The following is a 21,644-nucleotide window of genomic DNA, read 5'->3' as shown; positions in this document are numbered from 1 at the left end:
TCAACCCCGGAGGCGGTGCCCGCTGTAGGCGACTGGGAGGGCTGTGTGCACCGATGGTCCTATCGGTTGGCGAGAGCTGATGGCTCGCTGTCCCAGATTGCCAGCGCTGCTGCAGGGGGGTGTGAGAATGCCATAGAGGCGGCGGTTGAGGCCGGGGTTCCGAACGGTAGCAAGGACCTGACATATATCCTCGACGCGACGACAAGGCGGAAGGCCTACGCCAGTGCCCTATTCCACGCGGCCCAAGCGCGGGCTGGGCATTGTGCCGTGCCGTGAACCTTACTGTTCGCATAGAATTATTCTTCGGACGCGTCCTTATGAGCAATCTCAAAATCTAATAGAGGCTTCCCAAAATGCCGCGCCATGTCTTTCTTGTAGAGGATCAGGCACCGGTCAACCTTCTCCATGTTCTCGTCTACCAATTGAATCATGCTCTCAAGTAAGGACTCAAGCATCAACGTATATGGTTTGATGCGGTCAGATTCCTCCTTGTTGAGATGGTGCGTAAAGGTCATTCCCTCATTGGCAACAGGTGTCGGCATTAGCTCGTACAGTGCCTCATGACGGACTTTGTACTCGTTCATTGCGTAAACAATAGACGAGTATCGGCCAAAGCATAACTCTAAGTCCATGAGGAGATCTGCCGATTGCGACTTCAAGAGGAAATCAGTTTCGCTTTGGTTTAGCTCTTGAGGTTTGCGATCAGGGACGCCCAGCGGCCTCACCAAAGGGAACTTCATGCCTGGGGGATACATCGGCTCCCGATTGGCGAGGCTCGCTTTCATGTGTCGATCAATGTCAGCGGTTTGGTTGAGCAAGGTCATGGCTTTCCAACCGATGCCTCTGCCAATCTCTGCATCGCGCTGTCGCTCGTCTAGTCGTCTCTGCCGCTTGCTGATGGGATAAGCGGATAAGGCCACAGCTACAGCCAGCGCTGACATCGATCCCGAGAACCAATCGGCCCAGCTTCCGGCTTCCAAACTGGCGAAGCCCAGCAAACTGTACACTTGCCCCATCCGTTAATCCCCCGCGAAACTCACCTCCGCATACCTCAGACGCGCCCTAATATCATCACGCTGTTGTCTGAGTTGCTGGTTGATAGCACGGTGTATCGCAAACGAACGGTTTCGAGCCCCTACCGGATACTGTATCGATAATTAGCTTGACCCGACTTACGATACATGAGCAATAGCGAGCTACGTTATCGATACAGGAACGGTCCCATGGCTCGCACATTCGCTTACTGCCGCGTCAGCACTCTCGATCAGACCACCGACAACCAGGTTGGGGAGATTGAAGCAGCGGGCTTTGCAGTCGATCCTAAGCGGGTGATTACTGAAACAGTATCCGGATCTACCTGCGCTCGGGAGCGTGTCGGCTTTGCGAAGCTCATGGACCGTCTAGAGGCGGATGATGTGTTGATCGTTACCAAGCTTGACCGGCTGGGCCGCAACGCGATGGACGTGCGGGCTACAGTCGAGGCGTTGGCCGAGGTGGGCGTTAGGGTCCACTGCCTTGCCTTGGGCGGTGTTGACCTCACCAGCTCAGCGGGGAAGCTCACCATGGGTGTAATCAACGCGGTTGCCGAGTTTGAGAGAGACTTGATCGTGGAGCGGACCCAGGCGGGCTTGAAGCGGGCTAAGGCCTCTGGGGCAGTCTTAGGCCGTCGCGCTGCTTTGGACCCGGAGCAGCAAGAGGTCGTACGGCAGCGTAGGGCCGCCGGGGACTCGCTGGGTGTGTTGGCGAAGACGTATGGTGTGTCCCGGGCGGCAATCCAGCGTGTGGAGCGTAGGGCCTCTGCGGGGGCCTGAGGGGCTACATTTATCCGGGCAGGGCTGGGTAGGCATTCTCAATCAATACCAGCGTGTTATTATAGTCCTACACCTGTAGTTTCGTTTTGATTGCCCCCAGTCTCACACGACGAGCCGTTGAAGCCGCGCAGGGACCAGAGGGACCCCACCGGTCCTCCAGGGCTCCTAGTGGACCTTGGGCACCGGGGCGCTTGCCATGCCTAGCCGCTCGGTGAAGTATTGCTCGAAGGCCTTCCCCAAAACCTCCACCCCAACCCCATGCTTGGACTTAGGGACAATCAGGGCGTCATGGACCGGGAGGAACCCTATTCCTTGGGCCTGAAGTTTGGTCATCGCCATCATCATTATCTCCGCCTCATGGTACTGGAGGTCGTGAGTGTTGATGCCGCAGGCAGCTAGACCCTCAAGGACCGGAAAGCGCTTTGAGGCAGCCTGGCGCACCTTGGAGCATCGGGGTCCCCCTGCATTGGGATCGGATGCCCCCAGCGCGATCATGACCCACCGCTTTACCTCTTTCGGATCGAGGTCGGGGAGAGCGTAAGGGGCCTCGTTGGCATCAAAGGGCAGGTTAAGGAGGCCGTGTAGGATTGTGAGGTGTGCCGCACTGAGGTCTACCTCTTCTACCTCTTCCCCATCGATCCTGAGGATAGCTGCGCGGGCCCTCCGCCCCCTGCCCCCTTCGTCCCCACCGTCGCTCATGGTTTCGTAGGCGTCACCCTTAGGCATCGAGTGGAAGCGCCCACCCCACTGCCACTTGAAGCCTGGTTGGTCGGCGTGGCTGTAGAGGCGGCGAAGGCCCGCAAAGACGATACCCTCAATTCTTCCAGGCGCCATGAGGTAGGCGTTCAGGCCTTCCATGCTGGCGACCAGGGCGGAGGCCTTAGGGTCTGCAGGATCGATAGGGACCTGTACGGCCCTGGAGGTCTTAGTCTCCTTCCTGGCCCTTGCCTCGATCACATCACAAGCGGCTGGGGGGCTGGCGGACCCTACAGCGAAATGGGTCGAGAGGTTGCTTAGGATGACCCCATGATCTTCCGCCATCTGGACCAATTGCAGCGTTGGACGAAAGCTGGTCATTGCGGCCCGCTTGTAGGTTTGTCCGAACCTCTCCTCTTCGTCCATGAAGAAGCCGGGAAGCTCCTCAAGCAACCCGGACGCTTTCAGAGAGTCCCGCATAGCTTTGAAGGCCGTGGCACGCCCTGGGTAGCTTGCTATCTCGCTATTGTTGGTCCTCAGTTTGCTCCATCTCCCTGCACGAATGCCGTGGAGTAGGTCTGACAGGAAGGGCCCCAAAGCCTCCCGGTAGCGCACAAGCATGGTCGGACGAGCTTGGACCTTACCGGCCATATAGGGGGCAATGACGATATCAATAATGGATCTAACCAAGGCCTCTGCCTCAGGGGACTTTGCATCACCGGCAAGGAGCATGGAGCGGGCAAAAGTCCTAGCGTCCCGTCGATCCGAAAGGCCTTCGGGTGACGACAGGGCCGCTAGGGGTGTGGATGCGTGCATGACTAGACCTTGATGGGTATTAATAATCATCCCTGTGGGGCAGGCTTGAGGGACTGAATGGGTCTTATGGTAGCGTAGGGTGAACGCTTAGCATAGTGGAGTAAAAACTCATGTTGAAATTGGACCGTTTGGAACAAGCAGCTTCGAAGGGCCATCATGAGATCGGCTAAGGTGCAGTGTTAGGTGCTTGCCTGCGAATTTTATGTGAATAACATGCTGTTTTATAATCGACGGCTGGACATGCAGCAGTGGTCACATTGACGATAAGGGTACGATCGATGGACCATAGTAAATTGCCGGCGGACCCAGCTGTAGCAAAAGAGGTAATAACCGCACAGTCAGCAGCCAGCAGAGTCAAACTTGATCGGGGGATAATAGGCGTAATTCTTGGAACAAAGGACCATGCGCCAAATAATGTTGCGGGTACCGTTGTTGTCGCTTCATTGACTGCCATCATCTATCTTGCCGCGAGTGATAGTGAACCACCTCACCATGAAAAGGCTATATCGATTTTGATGTCTATATTATCGATGTTTGGTGGCTTTATGTTTGGACGAAGCGTTAAGTGAACTAAAGTTTTCGCATCAAAGGTTTTTAGGGAGCTTGTCGTGTCCGTAACGATTAATCAGAAGATTCTACTGCTAAACGAACGCGTGCTGTTCAAAGAAAGACAATTAGTTGAGATTAGTGGAGCGTTCCCAATTCGTATTAGAGCAAACAGTGCCGCCGCCCCAGGAATTGGATTCGTGAGCGTTGGTGGTATCTTTGAGCTCTCCATTGACGGCATGAGTGTATCGAACTTTGATCAGGTTACTTCCGGATCAGGATCGTTAAACGGCGTAGCGTTTGAATACATTGTCCGTACAGTCTATGTTGCTGCGCTGGGTGCTGACAAAATTTACGAAGTAAGTATGACCGTTAACGCTGTTTGACGACTAGCGCACAGGTTCATCATGGTAGGATCGTCGTCCGCCATCTCACGAGCGCGTATGCTAATGGGCGGAAACGGAATGACCGCTTTATAAGTCTATGGTCTGCACCGTCGGCACCGCGTTGATCTGTGCCACCGCCAAATCGCCCCGGGGGGTCGCTCGGTACCGCAAGAGCCTACCATCCCCATCATCCCACCGTGCCCCCACAAACCTAGGACCCAGGGAGCCATCGCGCAGTTCCACGCCTAGGGTGCGCAAGTCCTGAGAGGCCGTGGTGGCGGGCATGTCCACCCTCTCTGCTACCTCTGCCCGTGTGGTGTCTGGGTGGGCAGCCACGTCAAGGAGAGTCTGTATCAGCCGAACGGGGGCACGCGGTCCCACAATGGCTTGAGCTGCCTTGAGGCCCGACAGGAACAGCTCAAGGCCTTTCCGCGTATCGGGGTCGAGTGGCTCCACAACCGGACGGCAGCGCGGAGGCGAAGGGCTGGGCGAAGGCTGAGCGGTCTGCATGAGCTAGGCCCTGAGCCTAGGAACTCACGCCGTCTAGTCGGATACACAAACGGAGAATGTCCCGGACTAGGAATGAACAAATCCCCAAAACCTAGAAATGCTAGCTTGAGCCGTTAGTAAAAGTAGGTACAAAGCTAAGGTCAGAATCAAGCGAAACGGGACTCGAAAGCTACGCATTTCCGCCGTTTCTTGAGGTAAAGGTCGCTTCCTGTAAGCGCACCATTTTTCATATATGAAAACTAGAGGCGGTCCGTGAGGATACGGGCAGTTGAGCATGCCATGGGGCTGCCTGACGTCTGCACGCGCTCTACCCGGCGACGGGTAGTGACGACGATGTCCCCCCACAGCGTCGCCGGGAATGGCATCCGGTTCGGTCCATGACGTTTTGGCCGGCGTTGGCGTGCTAAATTGTGCCGTGGCCGGCGCTGCGACCATACGCGTGGTCAACGCGAGCACCGATAAAGCGTTCGGCGTCCGTGATGAAATTGCTGCCATGATGCCCGCGTTTGTAAGCCTTTACGTGCCGCTTTGCCCTTTATCTCAATATCCTGTGATGGAATTAGGATTGTGGACAGAGCTTCTATTGGCTGCGGCATAGTCGCGCTTGGTCGACATCCCCCGGTCACTTGTTACTGGTCGGGGTGTCGGCGGATAGCGTTGGACATGACTCGCGGAAATAGATCCTATGGTGCCCAAGTTGCGCATGATCTGGCGCAGCGGTCGATCTTGGGGTGATGTTAGCGTCGAACGGTCCCGTAAAACTTGGAGCGCTTCCCGTGCGGGGCGAGTTGGCTACAAGCCAAGTCATGTCATCTTTGATCCTCTACATCGGTGCGGCGCTTGCGGAGATCGCGGGCTGTTTCGCGTTTTGGGCTTGGTTGCGCTTGGGCAGGTCGGCGCTGTGGGTCGTACCCGGAACCTTGTCGCTTGCGACGTTCGCGTTTCTTCTTGCCAAGGTGGATTCGACCGCTGCCGGCCGTGGCTATGCGGCATATGGCGGGGTTTACGTAACTGCGGCGGTGGTGTGGTTGTGGCTTGCGGAAGGTGTTCGACCGGATCGCTGGGACCTTGGCGGTGCTGCGCTATGCCTTCTTGGCACGGCCGTGATATTCTTCGGACCGCATCGCGCCTGATCCCTTCCAGGACGACGGAGGGCAACTTGGGTTTGCGGCCAGCCGAATGTCGATGTTGCGACGGACAATGGACGCTCCTTTGCATTTGCACGGTACCGAGTGGTGATCAGTATGGTGCCGAAAGCATTCATCGACTTCCGCTCCGCAGCCCGATACGTCTGCGCGGGCTATCCTGTTTCGATGCCACGCTAACGCTGTCGCGTATTGGCAGCGGCAACGGCGGATCGCCGCGTAACCTCTTCGCCAGGACTGCACAGGTTCGTGATAGCCGTTTCCCGCCATGTCGCGATCATCGCGCCGCCTACGCCCGGCCACCTGAATCCGCTGCAGGCGCTCGGTGTCGCCCTTGGAGAGTATGGTTACCGCGTCACGGTCGTTCACTTAGCTGAGGTAGCACGGTTCGTAACCACGCCGGGAATTGGTTTCGCCGGGCTCGATACAGCCGGCTCCACCACATTGTCGCTTGATTCCTATCTTGCCACGCTTGCCGATCCCACGGGATTCCTGGGCCTGACACGGATGATCCGCAGCACCGCCGCGATGACGGCGACGTTGCTCGACCAGGCGCCGGAAGTCCTGCGGCGAATCGGTGTAGATGCCGTGATCGCTGACTCGGCGGAGCCGGCCGGGCCGCTGATCGCCCAAAGGCTCGGCATTCCGTACGTCGTGAGCATCACAGGACTGCCGCTGCTGCGCGAGCCAAACATCCCGCCGCCGTTTCTCGGTTGGCGGTATCGCGCAGATCGATGGGGCCGAGTCCGCAATCAGGTGGGGTATTTCGTGTCGGACCTGCTCCTGCGCCCGATCACGCATGTCCTGGACGAACGCCGGCGTGCTTGGGGTGTCGGGGAGGACATGGCCCCGTCCGCGCCGCTGTCGATCGCGCAATGTCCGGAGTCGCTGGATTATCCGCGCTCGGAATCGGTCGTCTATGGCGGGCCTTGGCGTACGGTAGAGAGCAAGATGCTCGATTTGCCGGTCGACGCGCGGCCGCTGGTCTTCTGTTCGCTCGGGACGCTGCAGGGTGGGCGGCGCGCGCTGTTCTCGACGATGGCGCAAGCGTGTGCGGCGATCGGCGCACGTGCGGTGATCGGCCATGGCGGAGGCTTGAGTGCGGCGGAGGTGGCCGCGTTACCGGGGGACCCGCTGGTCCGGGCGTTCTGGCCGCAGCAGGCGGTGTTGCGGCACTGTTCGGCGGCGGTTCTGCACGGTGGGTTCAACTCGGTAATCGATGCGCTCTCTGCGGGGGTGCCGATCATTGCGCTCCCGATCGCGTTCGAACAGCCCGGAACCGCTGCGCGTCTGGTCCGGATCGGGGCGGGACGAACCCTGTCCCCGCGCGGGCTGACGGTGGAGCGGCTTGCACGTGCGCTAAAGGATGTGATGCAGGATCCGCGCTATCGTATCGCCGCGCGGGGGCTTGCTGCACAAATCGATACCGCAGGCGGCGTCGTTCAGGCCGCTGCCCGCGTCGATGCGGCGTTGTCGGCCCCAGCCTGAGCATCGCCCGATGTGAACTTGGGTAACCTCCACCACGGCGTGTGCGGGCTCAGGTGATGCTGATGGTGATAGGTTCCGAAATGGAAGCAGGTCACCAGCGAGACCAACGGCGATAGCGCGTTGCCGCGCGCATTGTGGGCGTCGGCGAAGGGTGTGTCTTCGTGGCGGTGGGGCAGGTAGGTGCCGAACAGGAACAACTGGACGAGCGCGAGCAGCGCCGGAATCGCCCAGAACACCACAATATTGAGAAGCGACGCGCCAAGTAACATGTACACGATTGCCGCGACGGTAATCCGCAGGATCTGTGCGTGCGTGTAATAGCCAAGGAAGAACCGGAAGAACCACGGACCCGCACGGCGAGGCTCGCCTGCGTGGAAGTCGGGATCGTCGGCAGTGCCAGGCGCGGCATGATGCGCGTGATGCTTGGGAAATAAAGCGCGATACGACAGGCCCGCATAAGCTGCCAGACACAGCGTGCCGATCGCGGTATTCACGCTTCGTCGACCCGGCATCAGCGACCCGTGCATGCAATCATGCGCGACGATGAACAGCCCGGTGCTGAGCCACGCCTGGATCAGGATTACCGGGACCGCGAGAAGCGCCGAAGCCACAGTCCATTGCCAGAAGAAGATCGCGCCCACGTGGATCGCCAGCCACGCGATCCCGATCGCCGCCGCAAGCATCACGCTGGTGCGGGCGTCGCGCGTTCTCGCGCGGGCACGGATATGACTGGCTGAAGCGGTGGTCATCGCTCGGTTCGGGCCGCAAGTTCGCGCTTCAGGCGGGCTGGGTCGGGGGCGAACAGGAAACCGAAACTCACGCTGCCGTCCTTGCCCTTGACCGCATGGTGAAGCCGATGCGCCTGCAACAAGCGCTTCGCATAGCCGCGCCGCGGGACCCAGCGCGCGCCAAACCGCTGATGGACCAGCATGTCGTGGACGAACGCGTAGATACCACCGTACACCGTGATCCCGAGTGCTGCCCACCACACGGGTTCCCACAGCACGCCCAAGCCGAACAGCGCGATCACGAATACCGCGAAGGTCACCGCATACAGGTCGTTCTTCTCGAACGCGCCGTCATGCGGTTCGTGATGCGAGCGATGCCAGCCCCAACCCCAGCCGTGCATCACATATTTGTGTGTCGCCCAGGCGAAGCACTCCATGAACAGCACCATGCCCACCACGATCGCCAGTTTGTCGTACCACGCCATTGCAAACTCCGAATCTCGTTGCGGCAAGCCGGAGCCTGTCTCCTATCGCCGGTTTACCCGGCCTGACCAGCCGTTGCGCGCGGGTTTTCCTGCACATTCGCTCTTAACCGTGCCAAGCCCGGCGCGACCGCCAAGCCGAGCACCGCCATCGCCAGTCCGGCCAGCACGTCCACGCCATAGTGGCCGCCGAACAATGGCGTCGCGAGGATCGTTACGCCAGCCCAGACCGTTGCAGCGACTCGCCATCCGCGCAGGTCGCGCTGTGCCCAGGCCAGGATCACGGCCAAGGTTGCATGATAGCTGGGAAAGCTGACGATACCCATAAGCTGCGTCAGGTCCACCGTGCGCCATGACCCATCGCGCAAGCCGAGTAGCATGTCCTGTTCGATCCATGCCACCGAAGGCCATAAGAGGTGATACGCGGCGGGATCGAACACGTTCCCGAGGGCCGGCATGAAGGCCGAGATCAGGATGGTCGCGAAACCAGTGAGAATGGCCGCCGCGACCGTTGTTCGCAGCGTGCCGATCCGGTCCGTTGCGGCCAGCGCGACGATGCAGACGATCATCTGGAGTGTCAGGCTGTGATAGGCGACCCCGCCGATCCACAACAGGGCTGGCGATCGGTCAGCCACTGCGAAGATGGCATGCCAATCGAATCCAAGGCGCCGATCCGCCGCCGCAAACACATCGTCCCACAGCGGGGCTGCATGGGCCGCGAGCGCGTAGGACAGCACGACGCCGATGGCTGTGAACAACGTCATTTGTAGAAACGCGATCGCGCCGTTCGCCAGCCTTGCTCGACCCGTCCGCGACCCGATGGCGTATCCGGCGTACAGCAGCACCAACCCGATCCCCAGCGGGGTCATGCTCGCGGGGCGAACATGAAACCCGAGATTGAACGAAACGGCAAAGCAGACCAGCGCCATGGCGCCGATTAACCACCAGGAGCCGGCGTCGGTGGTCTGCGCAAGGGGCGTTTTCATCGGCGGGGAACGCAGAACCGGTCCGACAGTGCCAAGACAAGGTAAACAAACTGCTATTTAAGGGGGGCTTGGCATCATGCACGTCAGGTTTGCCCGCCGCGACCCTCTATCTCGCTGGTGGAAAACGATTCTTGCTTATGCGAACGGTTGGCATATCATCCCGCATAGAGCGGTCGTACGAACTGCCGCGTTGGAGAAGATGATGATCGTTGATCGCCGATCGATGCTGTCGCTGGCCGGGCTAGGAATGGGATCGCTGCTGACGGGAACAGGGACGGCCGCAACCGGCGGCGTGTTCCGTCCAGCGTGGCAATCGCTGACTGACCACTATCGCGCGCCGGACTGGTTTCGCGACGCCAAGTTCGGAATCTGGGCGCATTGGTCCGCCCAGTGCGTTCCAGAGGCAGGCGACTGGTATGCGCGGGACATGTATCTGCAGGGATCGCGCGCCTACGACCATCATGTTGCGCATTACGGTCACCCGTCGCGCACCGGCTTTATGGAAATGTATCCCCGCTGGACCGCGAGCCGCTGGGATCCGGCGCGGTTGATGGATCTGTATCAACGTGCCGGGGCGCAGTATTTCATGGCGCTCGCCAACCACCACGACAATTTCGATACCTATGCATCGAACCATCAGCCGTGGAACGCGACGCGGATCGGCCCGCGACGCGACATCGTTGGCCAGTGGAGCAAGCTGGCGCGCGACCGGGGGCTGCGGTTCGGTGTGTCCAACCATTCCGCCCACGCCTGGCACTGGCTCCAGCCAGCCTATGGCTATGATCCCGAAGGCCCGCTTGCGGGGAAGCGCTACGACGCCGCCTGGCTGACCAAGGCCGGCGGACGAGGGAAATGGTGGGACGGGCTGGATCCACAGCAGCTCTACACCGGGCGTACCATGCCGATGCCGGATGGGTTGGGGTCGATCAAGGCAGCGAATGCTTGGCATGAAGCGAACGACCGCGTCTGGACCGAAGCAGCACCTGCCGCCAACCCCGCCTTCACGCGCAACTGGTTCCTGCGCTGCAAGGAACTGATCGATCTGTACCGGCCCGACATGGTGTATTTCGACAATTTCACCTTGCCGCTTGGGCAGGCCGGGCTCGATATCACCGCCTATTTCTATAACCAGTCGATGCGCTGGCATGGCGGGCGTAACGAGGCGGTGGTGACCGCAAAGGGCACGCCGGTCAACCGCCGCGCCGGGATCGTCGACGATGTCGAACGCGGCGTGCACAATGATATCCAGCCCTATCCGTTCCAGACCGACACATGCATCGGCAACTGGCATTACGATCGGGAGCTGTACGATCGAGATGGGTACAAGACCCCCGCCAAGGTCATCCACACGCTATGCGACGTGGTCTCCAAGAACGGCAATCTGATGCTCTCCGTCCCGATGCGCGGCGACGGGACGATCGACGAGAAGGAAGAAGCGGTGGTCGAGGGGATCGCCGCCTGGATGACGCGCTATGGCGCCGCGGTCTACGGGACACGACCGTGGCGTGTGTTCGGCGAGGGTCCGACCAAGATCACGAGTGGGGACTTCAACGAAGGAAAGCCGACGTCCCCCTATACCGCGAGCGACATTCGCTATGCGCGCAAGGGCGCGGCGGTCCATGCGTTCGTGCTCGGCTGGCCCGAGAACGGGGTGGCGAGGCTGCCGGAACTGGCGAAACAGGGCACGGTTCGCCGCGTCACTCTACCGGGGGCAGCGGCGCCGCTCGAGATCCGGCGCGGCGGCGACGCGCTTTACGTCACGCTCCCGGAAGCCCGACGCAATGCGATCGGCGTGGCGCTGATCGTTGAGGGGGACGGGCTAGCCTGACGGGCAGGCGCTCAAAGGAGAGACGCGCATCGACCAAGATCGATGCGCGTCTCGAAGGTCATTTCAGGTCGCGGATCCAGATCGACCGGAAGCTGATCGGCGCGCTGGGGTCGCCATGGTCCTGCAGCTTGATCGCGGCGGGGCCGTGCGCTTTGTACATGGGAGCGCCGATGTACCGAGTCTCCCCCTTGAGCGCGACGTGGTTCTGCACCAGCACGCCGTTGAACAACACGGTTGCATAGGCCGGGCTGGTCACCGAACCATCGGCGGCAAAAACCGGGGCGGTCCAGATTACGTCATAGCTCTGCCATTCCCCCGGCGCCCGAGTCGGGTTGGCGAGGGGGACGATCTGCTTGTAGATCGCGCCCGCTTGACCGTTGACGTAGGTCTTGTTGCGGTAGCTATCCATGATTTGCAGTTCGTAGCCCGCGTCGCCATCGCCGGTCGACGCGAGGAACAACCCGCTGTTCCCGCGGGCCTGACCCGTGCCGGTGATGTTGGCGGGAACGCGCCATTCGATGTGCAGCTGGTAGTTGCCGAACTTGCGCTTGGTCTCGATGTTACCCGTGCCCTTCAGCACCGTCAGCACGCCGTCGCGGACGGTCCAGCGCGCTGCGCCTTTGTCCTTTGTGCTGGTCCACTGGTGGAGGTTCTTGCCGTCGAACAGGACCAGCGCATCGGCGGGTGCGGGCACGGACGGCGTTGGCGCGACCACCACGACCGGGGGTTCGGGTTGCCAGACCTCGGTATCCTCGGGACGTTGCGCGGGCGCGGCCTGCGCAAGAAGCGTGATAGCGAGGAGACTGAACGTAGCGGCCATTTTAGACCATCCTTTCCGATGACGGTGTCGCGCGACATTTGCGGCACCAGGTATCTGCGGGGTTTGTGCGGAACAGCGCCGAAAGGCCGTCGCGGCCGATATCGAACTGATTCCCCCCCGTTTCGTTGCCGCAACCTGACACCCGATTCTCGCGGGAGCAAGCCGCCGATCCACTCGACCTGAAATTCCACGGTCGAAGTCGTGTGTTGCTCGGGCTAAACGCGATTAGGTGCGGGGCGGGGCAGTACTGCCCCGGACGACCAGCATATGCTTCAGCGTCACCTGGCGTGGTGGGCTCGGCGCATCCCGCAGAATCTGGACGAGCAACTCGACTGCACGGCGGCCGATCATCGCCTTGGGCTGCGCGATCGTCGTCAGCCCAGGCTGAAAGTACCGCGCGAGCGGAACGTCGTCGAATCCGACCACCGATACGTCGCCAGGGCAGGACAGGCCGGCTTCGGCGACGGCACTGATCGCGCCGATCGCCATTTCGTCGCTGAAGCAATACAGGGCGGACACCTTTTCCGCGAGCAAGATGCGCGCCTGTTCGAATGCAGTCCCTGCCGAATAGTCGGCGATCCGGACCCGCAGTCGATCGGCAATCCCGTGCCGTTCCGCCGCTGCGATCGCTCCGGTCAAGCGATCGCGGCTGATCGGACTAATCGGCGGTCCGGTAATGATACCGATGTCACGATGCCCGAGCGCCACGAGATGTTCGAACGCTTCGCCGCTCGCGGCGGCATTGTCGATATGGACGCTGGGGACGCCGATGCCGGGACTATATTCACAACCGTTGACGATCGGCGCCGAGTAGCCGCAGCGATCGAGCAATGGCTGGAGGCTGTCGGGCAAGCGGTGGCCGAGAAAAATCAATCCGTCGACTTCGCGTCGCGACAGCATCACGGCATATTGTTCTTCGATCTCGGGATCGTGCCGCGTATCCCCCACGACCACGGCGTAGCCCGCGTCGCGCGCTGCTTCTTCCGCGCCCCGTATGACGCTGGCGAAGAACGGGTTTGATATATCCGGTACGGTTAGGAGGATCTTCGCGGCTCGCAGCGTGCGCAGCGTCCGCGCTGCGACGTTGGGAGCGTAGCCCAGCGTGCGGATCACCTCGAGCACGCGCAATCGGGTGGGTTCGGCGACTCGATCCGGGCGACTGAGGACGCGCGAAACGGTGGCGGTCGAAACCCCGGCCGTTGCGGCAACGTCGATGATGGTCGTCATCTTTCCGTCATGGATCGAGTTGCAGGGCATGTCGATGACGATCCGATGTAAACCTTTACATCCTGATTTGGCGCGGTTAGCTTCTTGTCCGACAAGCAGGCAAACTGCGCGGGTGGGGATGATGATGGCCGTATCGGAACAGATTGAACGGACGATTGCCGCGCCTACCGATGGGTGGCTGACAGGGCGTCTCAGCGCTTTGATGTTTCTGCAGTTTTTTGTGTGGGGGGCGTGGACTGTCACGCTCGGCCTGGTCATGCAGACGGTTGGGATCGGCGCGTTGATCGGCAACGCTTTTTCGGTCGGGCCGATCGCTTCGATCGTCGGGTCCTTCCTCATCGGCATGGCGGCCGCGCGGTATGTCGCGCCGCGTTTGCTGATGGTGATCCTGCACTTGATCGGCGGCGCGCTTCTGTTCGTCCTGCCGACGCTCATCACGCCTCAGGCGGGCGGGACGTTCGTCTGGGTTCTGCTCGTGTATATGGTTCTCTACATGCCGACCGTTGGCCTCGCCAACACGATCGCGCTCAAGAGTTTCGGCGAGCGCACCGACCGGTTTCCCTTCGCCCGCGCCTTTGGTACGGTTGGCTGGATCGCCGCCGGGTTGATCGTGGGCTGGGCAGGGCTGTCGGCTAGCCCGCAAATCTTCACCATCGCGGCGGTCGCATCGATCGCGCTCGGTCTTTACAGTTTCACGCTGCCCAACGTGGCGCCGGATGCGCCGCGCGACGAAGGCGTGCTGCGTCAGGTGCTCTGCGTCGAGGCGTTCAGCCTGCTCAAGCAGCGGTCGTTCCTCGTTTTCATCGTCTGCGCTACGCTGATCTCCGTCCCGCTCGCGATGTATTATGCTTACGCTTCGCCCTATGTCGGCGCGGCTGGGATCGAGAATGTCGGTGGCACGCTTGCCATCGGGCAGATGTCCGAACTGGCGTTCATGTTTTCGATGCCGTGGCTGTACCGCCGGTTTGGCGTCAAGCCGCTGCTGCTTGTCGGGATGATGGCGTGGGCGTTGCGGTATGCCCTGTTCGCGATCGGTGACGGTGGTTCCGGCCTGTGGGCGGTCTACCTTGGCGTTGCTCTGCATGGCGTCTGCTACGACTTCTTCTTTGTCGCTGGCGCGATCTACACGGGCACGATCGCGACCCCCAAGGGGGTCAATGCCCAGGCGCAAGGAATGCTGACGCTGTTCACCTACGGGGTCGGGATGCTGTTGGGGTCGCAGATCGGGGCGTTGTTGTACGCGCAACTGCCCGCCACGCCGGACATCGCCGACTGGCATAGCATGTGGTGGTATCCCGCAATCGCAGCGGCTTGCATCGCGGTGCTGTTCCAGCTGACGTTCAAGGACAACTCAAGAGCAAGGACGGCCGTATGACCGCGATGAAGGGGCCGGGCATTTTCCTGGCGCAGTTCCTGGGCGACGCAGCGCCGTTCGATACGCTCGAAAATCTCGCGCGCTGGGCGGCGGGGCTGGGTTATGTCGGGGTTCAGATCCCCTGCAACGATCGGCTGATCGATCTGTCGCTGGCCGCCGAAAGCACCGCGTATTGTGACGATCTGCGCGGGATGCTCGACGGGCACGGGATCGCGATTACCGAGCTTTCGACGCATCTTCAGGGGCAGCTTGTTGCGGTTCACCCCGCTTATGACACGCTTTTCGATGGTTTCGCGCCGGTTGAAGTGCACGGCAAACCAGCCGAGCGGCAGGCCTGGGCGGTCGAGCAGCTCAAGCTTGCCGCCCGCGCGAGCGCCAATCTCGGCCTCTCCGCGCATGCAACGTTCTCGGGCGCGCTCGCCTGGCCCTATGTCTATCCGTGGCCGCAGCGCCCGGCCGGTCTGGTCGAGGAGGCGTTTGCCGAACTGGCGCGGCGTTGGCGACCAATCCTTGACACCTTTGATGCCGCCGGTGTCGATTGCGCATACGAAGTCCATCCGGGCGAGGATCTTCACGACGGCGCGTCGTGGGAGCGGTTCCTGACCGCGGTCGATCACCATCCACGTGCGCGAATGCTGTTCGATCCGTCGCATTTCGTGCTGCAACAGCTCGATTATCTGGACTTTATCGATCGGTATCATGACCGAATTGCGTGTTTCCATGTCAAAGATGCGGAGTTCAATCCGACCGGCCGGTCTGGCGTCTACGGCGGATACGAACCTTGGGTCGATCGTGCTGGCCGGTTCCGCTCTTTGGGGGATGGTCAGGTTGATTTCTCGTCTATTTTCAGCAAACTAGCGCAATATGGCTATACGGGCTGGGCTGTGCTGGAATGGGAATGTGCGTTGAAGCGCGCGGAGGACGGCGCGCGGGAAGGCGCTCCTTTCATCCGGGATCATATCATCCACCTCACCGATCATGCGTTCGATGATTTCGCGAAAAGTGGCGCTGACCAGACGGCAATTCGCAAGATCCTCGGTCTGCCGGCGAGCGAAGGCTAAGCGATGACGCGATATCCTCTTCGGCTCGGCATGGTCGGCGGCGGCGACGGCGCGTTCATCGGCGCGATCCATCAGCGAGCGGCTGCGCTCGACGGCGATTGGCGGCTGGTGGCAGGTGCGTTCAGCACCGATGCCGAACGTAGCCGCCGGAGCGGCGAGCGGCTGGGGCTGGCAGCAGACCGGGTCTACCCATCGTTCGACGCGCTGATCACGCAGGAGCGGGCGCTTCCTGCCGAGGAGCGGATCGACGCGATTGCGATCGTGACGCCGAACCACCTCCACGCGCCGATGGCGATCGCCGCCCTCGAGGCGGGTTTCCACGTCTTCTGCGAAAAACCGATGGCGATGAGCTTGGCGCAGGCACAGGCGATCGCTTCTGCAGCGACCGCGAGTGGCCGGCACTTCGGGCTCGCCTTCACCTACAGCGGCTACCCGCTGGTCGAAGAGGCGCGGTTGCGCATCGCGCGCGGCGATCTGGGCGCGATCCGACTGGTGCAGGTGGAGTATCTGCAAGGCTGGCTCAGCTTGCCGATCGACACCGACGGCAACAAGCAGGCCGAATGGCGCACCGATCCCGCACGCGCCGGGCTTGGCGGATGTCTCGGTGATATCGGCACCCACGCCTTTCAGTTGGCCGAGCACGTCTCCGGGCTGCAGGTCGAAACGGTTTCGGCCGATCTCGCGATCCATGTCGAAGGGCGGCGGCTCGACGACGATGTCGGCGCGATGCTGCGGTTCGCAGGCGGCGCGCGGGGCTTGCTCAAGGCGAGCCAGATCGCCGCTGGCGAGGAGAACGGCCTGCGCCTGCGCATTCATGGCGAGCGCGGTGGCCTGGAATGGGCTCAGATGGAGCCAAACACCCTCATCCTGCGCTGGCTCGATCGCCCCGCCGAGACCGTCCGCGCAGGCGGACCAGGGCTCGACGCCGCGACAACCGCCTTGCTGCGGACGCCCGCCGGTCATCCCGAAGGGTATATCGAAGCGTTCGCCAACCTGTACCGCGCGTTCGCCGCCGCCATCCGGGAAGAAACCGCAACCGCTGCTTTCCCGGGTGTCGCGGACGGTTTGCGTACGATGGCGTTCATCGAAGCGGTGATAGACAATGCCCAGTCCGACCAGAAATGGACTCGTGTCGTATCCGGAGAGTATGAATGAAGCTTCAAATCAGTTTGTTGGCGGGGGCCGCGGTTGTTGCGGCAGTCCTCGCGCCTGCATCGCCGACGGTTGCGCAAGGCGCCTCCGCAGCGCCGTCTGCGTTCAATGCGTGCCGTGCCTGCCACACCGTCCAGAAGGATGCGAAAAGCGGAATCGGTCCCAATCTTCATGGAGTGGTCGGTCGTCCGGCGGCATCGCTCGCGGGGTTCAACTATTCGCCGGCGCTCAAAGCCTCGAAATTGCGCTGGGACGAAAAGACGCTGGATGAATATCTCGCTGGGCCAAGCAAGAAGGTCCCCGGTACGCGAATGCCGATCGCAACGCCCGATCCGGCCAAGCGCGCGGCGCTCATCGCGTATTTGAAGAGCGAAGGCGCGAAATGATGCGGGTGGCCGCATGACGCTGTCACGCCGGACGCTACTCGCGGCGGGTGCCGTGGCTACGGTCGCGTCCGGTGTGGCTGCGGCGCGCGGTCGCACGTCCACCACCGCAAAGTTCGGGCTGAAATTCGCCCCGCATGAAGGCAGCTTCGCCAGTCGCGGCGGGTTGTTCGAACAGATCGCTTACGCCGCCGACCAAGGCTTCACCGCGTGGGAAGACAATGAAGCGCGCGCGCGACCGATCGCACAGCAGGAACAGCTCGCACGGACGCTTACCCAGCGCGGAATGACGATGGGCGTGTTCGTCGCGAGCATGCCGCAATGGTCCAAGTCGCGCCCGATCCTTGGCAGCACCGATGGCGCGGAGCGCGAAGCGTTCCTCGCCGACATTCGCGGATCGATTGAGGTGGCGAAACGCCTGGGCGCGACGCGGATGACGGTGGTTACCGGCTTCCTCGACCCCAAGGTGCCGGTCGATATCCAGACGGCGCGCGTCATCGACGTGATGCGTCGCGCGGGAGAGATCGTGGCGCCGCACGGCATTGCGATGGTGATGGAGCCGCTCAACACGCGGACCAATCATCCGGGCGTGTACATGCAGTCGATCTCACAGGGCTATGCGGTCGCGCGCGGCGTCAACAGCCTGGCCGTCAAAGTGCTGGCGGATCTCTACCATGAGCAGATTCAGTCGGGGAATTTGATCCCGACGCTGGATACGTGCTGGGACGAGATCGGCTATATCCAGTTCGGCGACAATCCGGGCCGCAACGAGCCCGGCACCGGCGAAATCAACTATGGCCCGATCGTCCGCCATCTCAAGGCCAAGCGCTATTCCGGCGTGATCGGCATGGAGCATGGCAATGCGACTGCTGGACGGGCGGGCGAAGACCGGTTGGTTGCCGCCTATCGAATGATCGACGCAGCGGACGGCACGGCATGATCCGCGCTGCCGCTTATACAGGAGAGGATAAGAGATGATCGATCGCAGAAGCGCGCTTGCGAGCGTTGCAGCGATGTTCGGTACGGCGGTGTTTGCGCCGATCGCCCGTGCGGCGGGGCCTGCCGGTCCAGTCGCCGTCGTTCCTAAGATCAGCGATGGTCCGCCGACCGTCGCGGTGTTCACGCCAGCGCAGCGCGAAGCGGTGACGGTATTGTCGGAACGCGTCCTGCCGACGACCGATACCCCCGGTGCGATCGCCGCAGGCGTGCCCGCTTATATCGAGAAACTGCTCGCCGACTGGTCCTATCCCGCCGAGCGAGAACCGCTCCTCGCCGGGCTCGCGCTGATCGAGGCGCGCAGCATGCAGGATTATAAGGTCCCCGTATCGAAGGCGACTTCCGCTCAACAGGATGCTTTGCTGACGCTGGCGATGAACGATCAGCTTCCCGGCGGCAGCCCCTTCTTCCTGGCGTTCCGGCAGCTCGTTCTCACCGGCTATTATACGTCGGAAATCGGCATGACGCAGGAGCGCGAATATCTGCCGGTGCCGGGCGAATATAACGGCGCCTTCCCCTATTCCAAGGTCAACAAGGTGTACACGGCATGATCCTCGATCGCAGACACTTGCTCGCTGGTGCCGGTGGCGCCGTCGCCCTTGGGCTGGCCGGAACCACCGTTGCCCGCGCGGCGGCGACCCGTCGGATCGGCGCGATCGGGTTGCAGCTCTATACCGTGCGCGAGATTTTCCAGAAGGACCCGGTCGGCACGCTCGAAGCGCTTGCGAAGATCGGCTATCGCGAGATGGAGTTTGGCGGCGGCGGGTATGACGCCATGGACCACGCGATGCTGCGCAAGACGATGGACCGGTTGGGCCTGCGCGCACCGTCGGCGCACATCAGTTACGATGCCCTGCTCGGCAAATTCGATGCGTCGCTTGCGATGGCGAAGACGCTCGGCGTCAGCACGGTGGTGCTGCCGTACATGACCGATCAGCACCGCACCGAGGCGGGCTGGAACGCGGCGCTGCCCAACTTCACCCGGTTCGCGACCGAACTGCGTAAGGCTGGGATCGGCTTCGCCTATCACAATCACGATTTCGAGTTCACGACCAAGCCGGGCGGGGTCAGCCTGTACGACCGGTTGCTGCGCGAAACCAACCCGTCGCTCGTCAAGATCGAGCTCGATCTCTACTGGGCTGCGCATGCGGGCGAGGACGTGGGCGCGTTGATCGATCGGCTCGGTGCGCGGCTGTATGCCTATCACGTCAAGGACATGCGCGCGGACCGCAGCATGTGCGCAGTCGGCGCCGGCAAGACCGACTTTGCGGCGCTGTTCCGCCGCAAGGGCAGCGCGGGCGTCCGCCATTTCTATGTCGAGAACGATGAGGCGCCTGCGCCATATCTGCCCGACGTCACCACCAGCTTCGAGACGCTGCGCGCCTTGCGGTACTGATCAGTCTAGCGGGAAATACCATCATGGCATCCACCAACAGGTTTGACGCGATCGTTATCGGATCGGGCGTCAGCGGCGGGTTCGCCGCCAAGGAACTCACGGAGAAGGGCCTGCGCGTCCTTATGCTCGACCGGGGCATCATGGTCGAACATGGCGAAGGTTACACATACGACGGCAAGCCGGCTTATGAGGTGCCTGCGCGCAATCGTATGCCTAAACCTCTGGAAGACAGCGACTATTTCATTGCGAAACACGGGTATGTGTCGCCCAGCAACCAGAAGTTCTACAATGACGACCGGCTGAACCCCTACGCCTTCGACGAGGGCGAGAAGTTCTACTGGATCCGCCCTGCCGCGGTTGGCGGGAAGTCGCTGATCTGGGGGCGCTGGGTGTTCCGCTGGAGCCCGGCCGATTTCGAGGCGAACAAGCGCGACGGGATCGATGGCGAATGGCCGATCGGGTATGACGATGTCGCGCCATGGTACAGCTATGTCGAGAAATACATCGGCGTTTCGGGTTCGCGCGAGAACCTGCCGTATCTGCCCGACAGCGAGTTCCAGCCGCCGATCCCGATGAATATCGCGGAAAAGTGGGTCAAGCAGCGGCTCGAGACGCAGTTCCCGGGGCGCAAGCTGATCAATACGCGGCTGTCCAACATGACCGAAGACAAGCCCGACCAGAATCGCACCAAATGCCAGTTCCGCAACCAGTGCGGCAATGGCTGTTCGTTCGGTGCGTATTTCTCCACTCAGGCGGTGACGCTCCCTGCCGCCCGTGCGACCGGGCGGCTGACGTTGCGGTCGGACGCGGTGGTGACGAAGCTGGCCTATGACGCGAAGCGCAAGCGCGTCACGGGCGTGCACTTCACCGATGCCAAGACCGGACTTTCCGAACTGGTCTCGGCCGATCTCGTGTTCCTGTGCGCATCGACCATGGGGACCAACCAGATCCTGATGAACTCGCGCATTCCGGGTGGTGATCGCAGCTATTTCGACACCAGCGGCACGCTTGGCAAATATGTGATGGACCACATCTTCCGCGTTGGGATTTCGGGAGAAATTCCGGGCATGGAGGACATGATCGAATATGGCCGTCGTCCGGGCGCGGTCTATATCCCGCGGTTCCGCAACATCGACAAGAATGACGGGGCAGGCTTCCTGCGGGGGTATGGCTATCAGGGCGGAGCGGGGCGTGAGGCGGCGTCCCCGGTCGGTTTCGGCGCCGAGATGAAGCACGGCATGCGCAAATATGGCCCGTGGAAGTTCAACATGGGCGCGTTCGGCGAATGCCTGCCTTATGCCGACAACAAGGTGACGCTCCACCCGGACAAGGTCGATCGCTTCGGCGTTCCGCTGATGAAGTTCGACGTCCGCTTCCGCGACAACGAACTCAAGATGATGGCGGACGCACGGGTACAGGGCGAGGCGATGCTGAAGGGCGCGGGGCTGCTCAACGTCACCAGCAGCGAACGCGAACATGTCCCCGGCGATGCGATCCACGAAATGGGCGGTGCACGCATGGGGCTCGACCCGCGCAAGTCGGTGCTCAACAAGTGGAATCAGGCGCACGAAGCGTCGAACCTGTATGTCACCGATGGTGCGCAGATGGCGTCGATTTCGTGCGTAAATCCCTCGCTGACCTTCATGGCGCTGACGGCACGCGCCGCGTCGCATGCGGTGGAGCACCTCCGCAAGGCGTAAAGGTTCGGCCTCGTAAACTGCCATGCCACCCTGACCTCCGGTTCGCCGGTGGGTCAGGGTGGTTTTTTATCGAGTGGATCGCAGCGCACGTATGACCACGGTTACTGTGCTG

Annotated in this window: 22 protein-coding genes; 15 read left to right on the top strand and 7 right to left on the bottom strand. The window is 61.6% G+C overall.

What is annotated here, in order from left to right; translation table 11 throughout:
* Positions 1 to 296 precede the first annotated feature (296 nt).
* On the bottom strand, positions 297 to 1,007 hold the full coding sequence (locus ABIC16_RS18645; RefSeq protein ID WP_354292211.1) for a hypothetical protein: 711 nt from the start codon (positions 1,005 to 1,007) through the stop codon (positions 297 to 299).
* A gap of 216 nt (positions 1,008 to 1,223) precedes the next feature.
* Here ABIC16_RS18645 and ABIC16_RS18640 point away from each other — a divergent pair, with 216 nt between their 5' ends.
* Entirely contained in the window at positions 1,224 to 1,811 is a 588-nt protein-coding gene (locus tag ABIC16_RS18640) for a recombinase family protein (RefSeq protein ID WP_354292210.1), read from the top strand.
* 165 nt (positions 1,812 to 1,976) lie between these two features.
* Here the strand turns inward: ABIC16_RS18640 and ABIC16_RS18635 are convergent, their stop codons facing one another.
* Positions 1,977 to 3,239, bottom strand: coding sequence for a hypothetical protein (locus ABIC16_RS18635; RefSeq protein ID WP_354292209.1), 1,263 nt, complete (start codon positions 3,237 to 3,239; stop codon positions 1,977 to 1,979).
* 362 nt (positions 3,240 to 3,601) lie between these two features.
* On the opposite strand from ABIC16_RS18635, the gene ABIC16_RS18630 reads away from it, so the two are divergent.
* The 5 genes from ABIC16_RS18630 (at position 3,602) to ABIC16_RS18610 (ending at position 7,398) form a co-directional block, all read left to right on the top strand.
* The gene (locus tag ABIC16_RS18630; protein WP_354292208.1) at positions 3,602 to 3,892 is read left to right on the top strand and encodes a hypothetical protein; all 291 of its coding nucleotides are present in this window, start codon (positions 3,602 to 3,604) and stop codon (positions 3,890 to 3,892) included.
* A gap of 39 nt (positions 3,893 to 3,931) precedes the next feature.
* Positions 3,932 to 4,255 carry a hypothetical protein gene (locus tag ABIC16_RS18625; protein WP_354292207.1) on the top strand — a complete coding sequence of 108 codons (324 nt, stop codon included), beginning with the start codon at positions 3,932 to 3,934 and terminating at the stop codon, positions 4,253 to 4,255.
* A gap of 868 nt (positions 4,256 to 5,123) precedes the next feature.
* On the top strand, positions 5,124 to 5,363 hold the full coding sequence (locus ABIC16_RS18620; RefSeq protein WP_354292206.1) for a hypothetical protein: 240 nt from the start codon (positions 5,124 to 5,126) through the stop codon (positions 5,361 to 5,363).
* 208 nt (positions 5,364 to 5,571) lie between these two features.
* Complete coding sequence (locus ABIC16_RS18615) at positions 5,572 to 5,898, top strand: YnfA family protein (protein WP_354292205.1); 327 nt, start codon at positions 5,572 to 5,574, stop codon at positions 5,896 to 5,898.
* Positions 5,899 to 6,159: 261 nt separating this feature from the next.
* On the top strand, positions 6,160 to 7,398 hold the full coding sequence (locus ABIC16_RS18610; protein WP_354292204.1) for a glycosyltransferase: 1,239 nt from the start codon (positions 6,160 to 6,162) through the stop codon (positions 7,396 to 7,398).
* Here ABIC16_RS18610 and ABIC16_RS18605 read toward each other — a convergent pair.
* From ABIC16_RS18605 to ABIC16_RS18595, 3 genes are read right to left on the bottom strand one after another with little or no spacing between them, the layout of a single operon-like run.
* Positions 7,353 to 8,147, bottom strand: coding sequence for a fatty acid desaturase (locus ABIC16_RS18605; protein ID WP_354292203.1), 795 nt, complete (start codon positions 8,145 to 8,147; stop codon positions 7,353 to 7,355). The two genes, ABIC16_RS18610 and ABIC16_RS18605, sit on opposite strands and share 46 nt — an antisense overlap.
* Entirely contained in the window at positions 8,144 to 8,611 is a 468-nt protein-coding gene (locus tag ABIC16_RS18600; RefSeq protein ID WP_354292202.1) for a sterol desaturase family protein, read from the bottom strand. The genes ABIC16_RS18605 and ABIC16_RS18600 overlap by 4 nt, the downstream gene beginning before the upstream one ends.
* 53 nt (positions 8,612 to 8,664) lie before the next feature.
* Positions 8,665 to 9,594 carry a phosphatase PAP2 family protein gene (locus tag ABIC16_RS18595; protein ID WP_354292201.1) on the bottom strand — a complete coding sequence of 310 codons (930 nt, stop codon included), beginning with the start codon at positions 9,592 to 9,594 and terminating at the stop codon, positions 8,665 to 8,667.
* A 199-nt stretch (positions 9,595 to 9,793) separates the two neighbouring features.
* Here ABIC16_RS18595 and ABIC16_RS18590 point away from each other — a divergent pair, with 199 nt between their 5' ends.
* On the top strand, positions 9,794 to 11,422 hold the full coding sequence (locus tag ABIC16_RS18590; RefSeq protein ID WP_354292200.1) for an alpha-L-fucosidase: 1,629 nt from the start codon (positions 9,794 to 9,796) through the stop codon (positions 11,420 to 11,422).
* A gap of 58 nt (positions 11,423 to 11,480) precedes the next feature.
* On the opposite strand, the gene ABIC16_RS18585 is transcribed toward ABIC16_RS18590, so the two are convergent.
* Both ABIC16_RS18585 and ABIC16_RS18580 read right to left on the bottom strand, forming a co-directional pair.
* Complete coding sequence (locus ABIC16_RS18585) at positions 11,481 to 12,242, bottom strand: 3-keto-disaccharide hydrolase (RefSeq protein WP_354292199.1); 762 nt, start codon at positions 12,240 to 12,242, stop codon at positions 11,481 to 11,483.
* A 225-nt stretch (positions 12,243 to 12,467) separates the two neighbouring features.
* Entirely contained in the window at positions 12,468 to 13,469 is a 1,002-nt protein-coding gene (locus ABIC16_RS18580) for a LacI family DNA-binding transcriptional regulator (protein ID WP_277968820.1), read from the bottom strand.
* Between the two features lie 118 nt (positions 13,470 to 13,587).
* On the opposite strand from ABIC16_RS18580, the gene ABIC16_RS18575 reads away from it, so the two are divergent.
* Genes ABIC16_RS18575 through ABIC16_RS18540 form a run of 8 tightly spaced genes read left to right on the top strand, consistent with a single transcriptional unit; the run spans position 13,588 to position 21,532 of the window.
* Positions 13,588 to 14,844: an MFS transporter gene (locus tag ABIC16_RS18575; RefSeq protein WP_354292198.1), complete on the top strand. Its 1,257-nt coding sequence runs from the start codon at positions 13,588 to 13,590 to the stop codon at positions 14,842 to 14,844.
* Positions 14,841 to 15,905 (top strand): sugar phosphate isomerase/epimerase family protein, encoded by a 1,065-nt coding sequence (locus ABIC16_RS18570; protein ID WP_354292197.1) that lies wholly within the window; start codon positions 14,841 to 14,843, stop codon positions 15,903 to 15,905. The genes ABIC16_RS18575 and ABIC16_RS18570 overlap by 4 nt, the downstream gene beginning before the upstream one ends.
* Positions 15,906 to 15,908: 3 nt before the next feature.
* The gene (locus tag ABIC16_RS18565) at positions 15,909 to 17,060 is read left to right on the top strand and encodes a Gfo/Idh/MocA family protein (protein WP_354292196.1); all 1,152 of its coding nucleotides are present in this window, start codon (positions 15,909 to 15,911) and stop codon (positions 17,058 to 17,060) included.
* The gene (locus ABIC16_RS18560) at positions 17,057 to 17,443 is read left to right on the top strand and encodes a c-type cytochrome (protein WP_277968816.1); all 387 of its coding nucleotides are present in this window, start codon (positions 17,057 to 17,059) and stop codon (positions 17,441 to 17,443) included. Before ABIC16_RS18565 ends, ABIC16_RS18560 begins: the two co-directional genes overlap by 4 nt.
* A gap of 13 nt (positions 17,444 to 17,456) precedes the next feature.
* Positions 17,457 to 18,380, top strand: a complete 924-nt coding sequence (locus ABIC16_RS18555; protein WP_354292195.1) for a hydroxypyruvate isomerase family protein — start codon at positions 17,457 to 17,459, stop codon at positions 18,378 to 18,380.
* 34 nt (positions 18,381 to 18,414) lie between these two features.
* Positions 18,415 to 18,987 carry a gluconate 2-dehydrogenase subunit 3 family protein gene (locus ABIC16_RS18550; RefSeq protein WP_277968814.1) on the top strand — a complete coding sequence of 191 codons (573 nt, stop codon included), beginning with the start codon at positions 18,415 to 18,417 and terminating at the stop codon, positions 18,985 to 18,987.
* Positions 18,984 to 19,832 carry a sugar phosphate isomerase/epimerase family protein gene (locus tag ABIC16_RS18545; protein ID WP_277968813.1) on the top strand — a complete coding sequence of 283 codons (849 nt, stop codon included), beginning with the start codon at positions 18,984 to 18,986 and terminating at the stop codon, positions 19,830 to 19,832. The genes ABIC16_RS18550 and ABIC16_RS18545 overlap by 4 nt, the downstream gene beginning before the upstream one ends.
* 23 nt (positions 19,833 to 19,855) lie before the next feature.
* Positions 19,856 to 21,532 carry a GMC oxidoreductase gene (locus tag ABIC16_RS18540; RefSeq protein WP_354292194.1) on the top strand — a complete coding sequence of 559 codons (1,677 nt, stop codon included), beginning with the start codon at positions 19,856 to 19,858 and terminating at the stop codon, positions 21,530 to 21,532.
* Positions 21,533 to 21,644: the final 112 nt, after the last annotated feature.

This window comes from Sphingomonas sp. PvP055 (genome assembly GCF_040546365.1).
Classification (GTDB): Bacteria; Pseudomonadota; Alphaproteobacteria; order Sphingomonadales; family Sphingomonadaceae; genus Sphingomonas; species Sphingomonas echinoides_A.
This window is presented reverse-complemented; position numbering and strand designations above follow the sequence as displayed.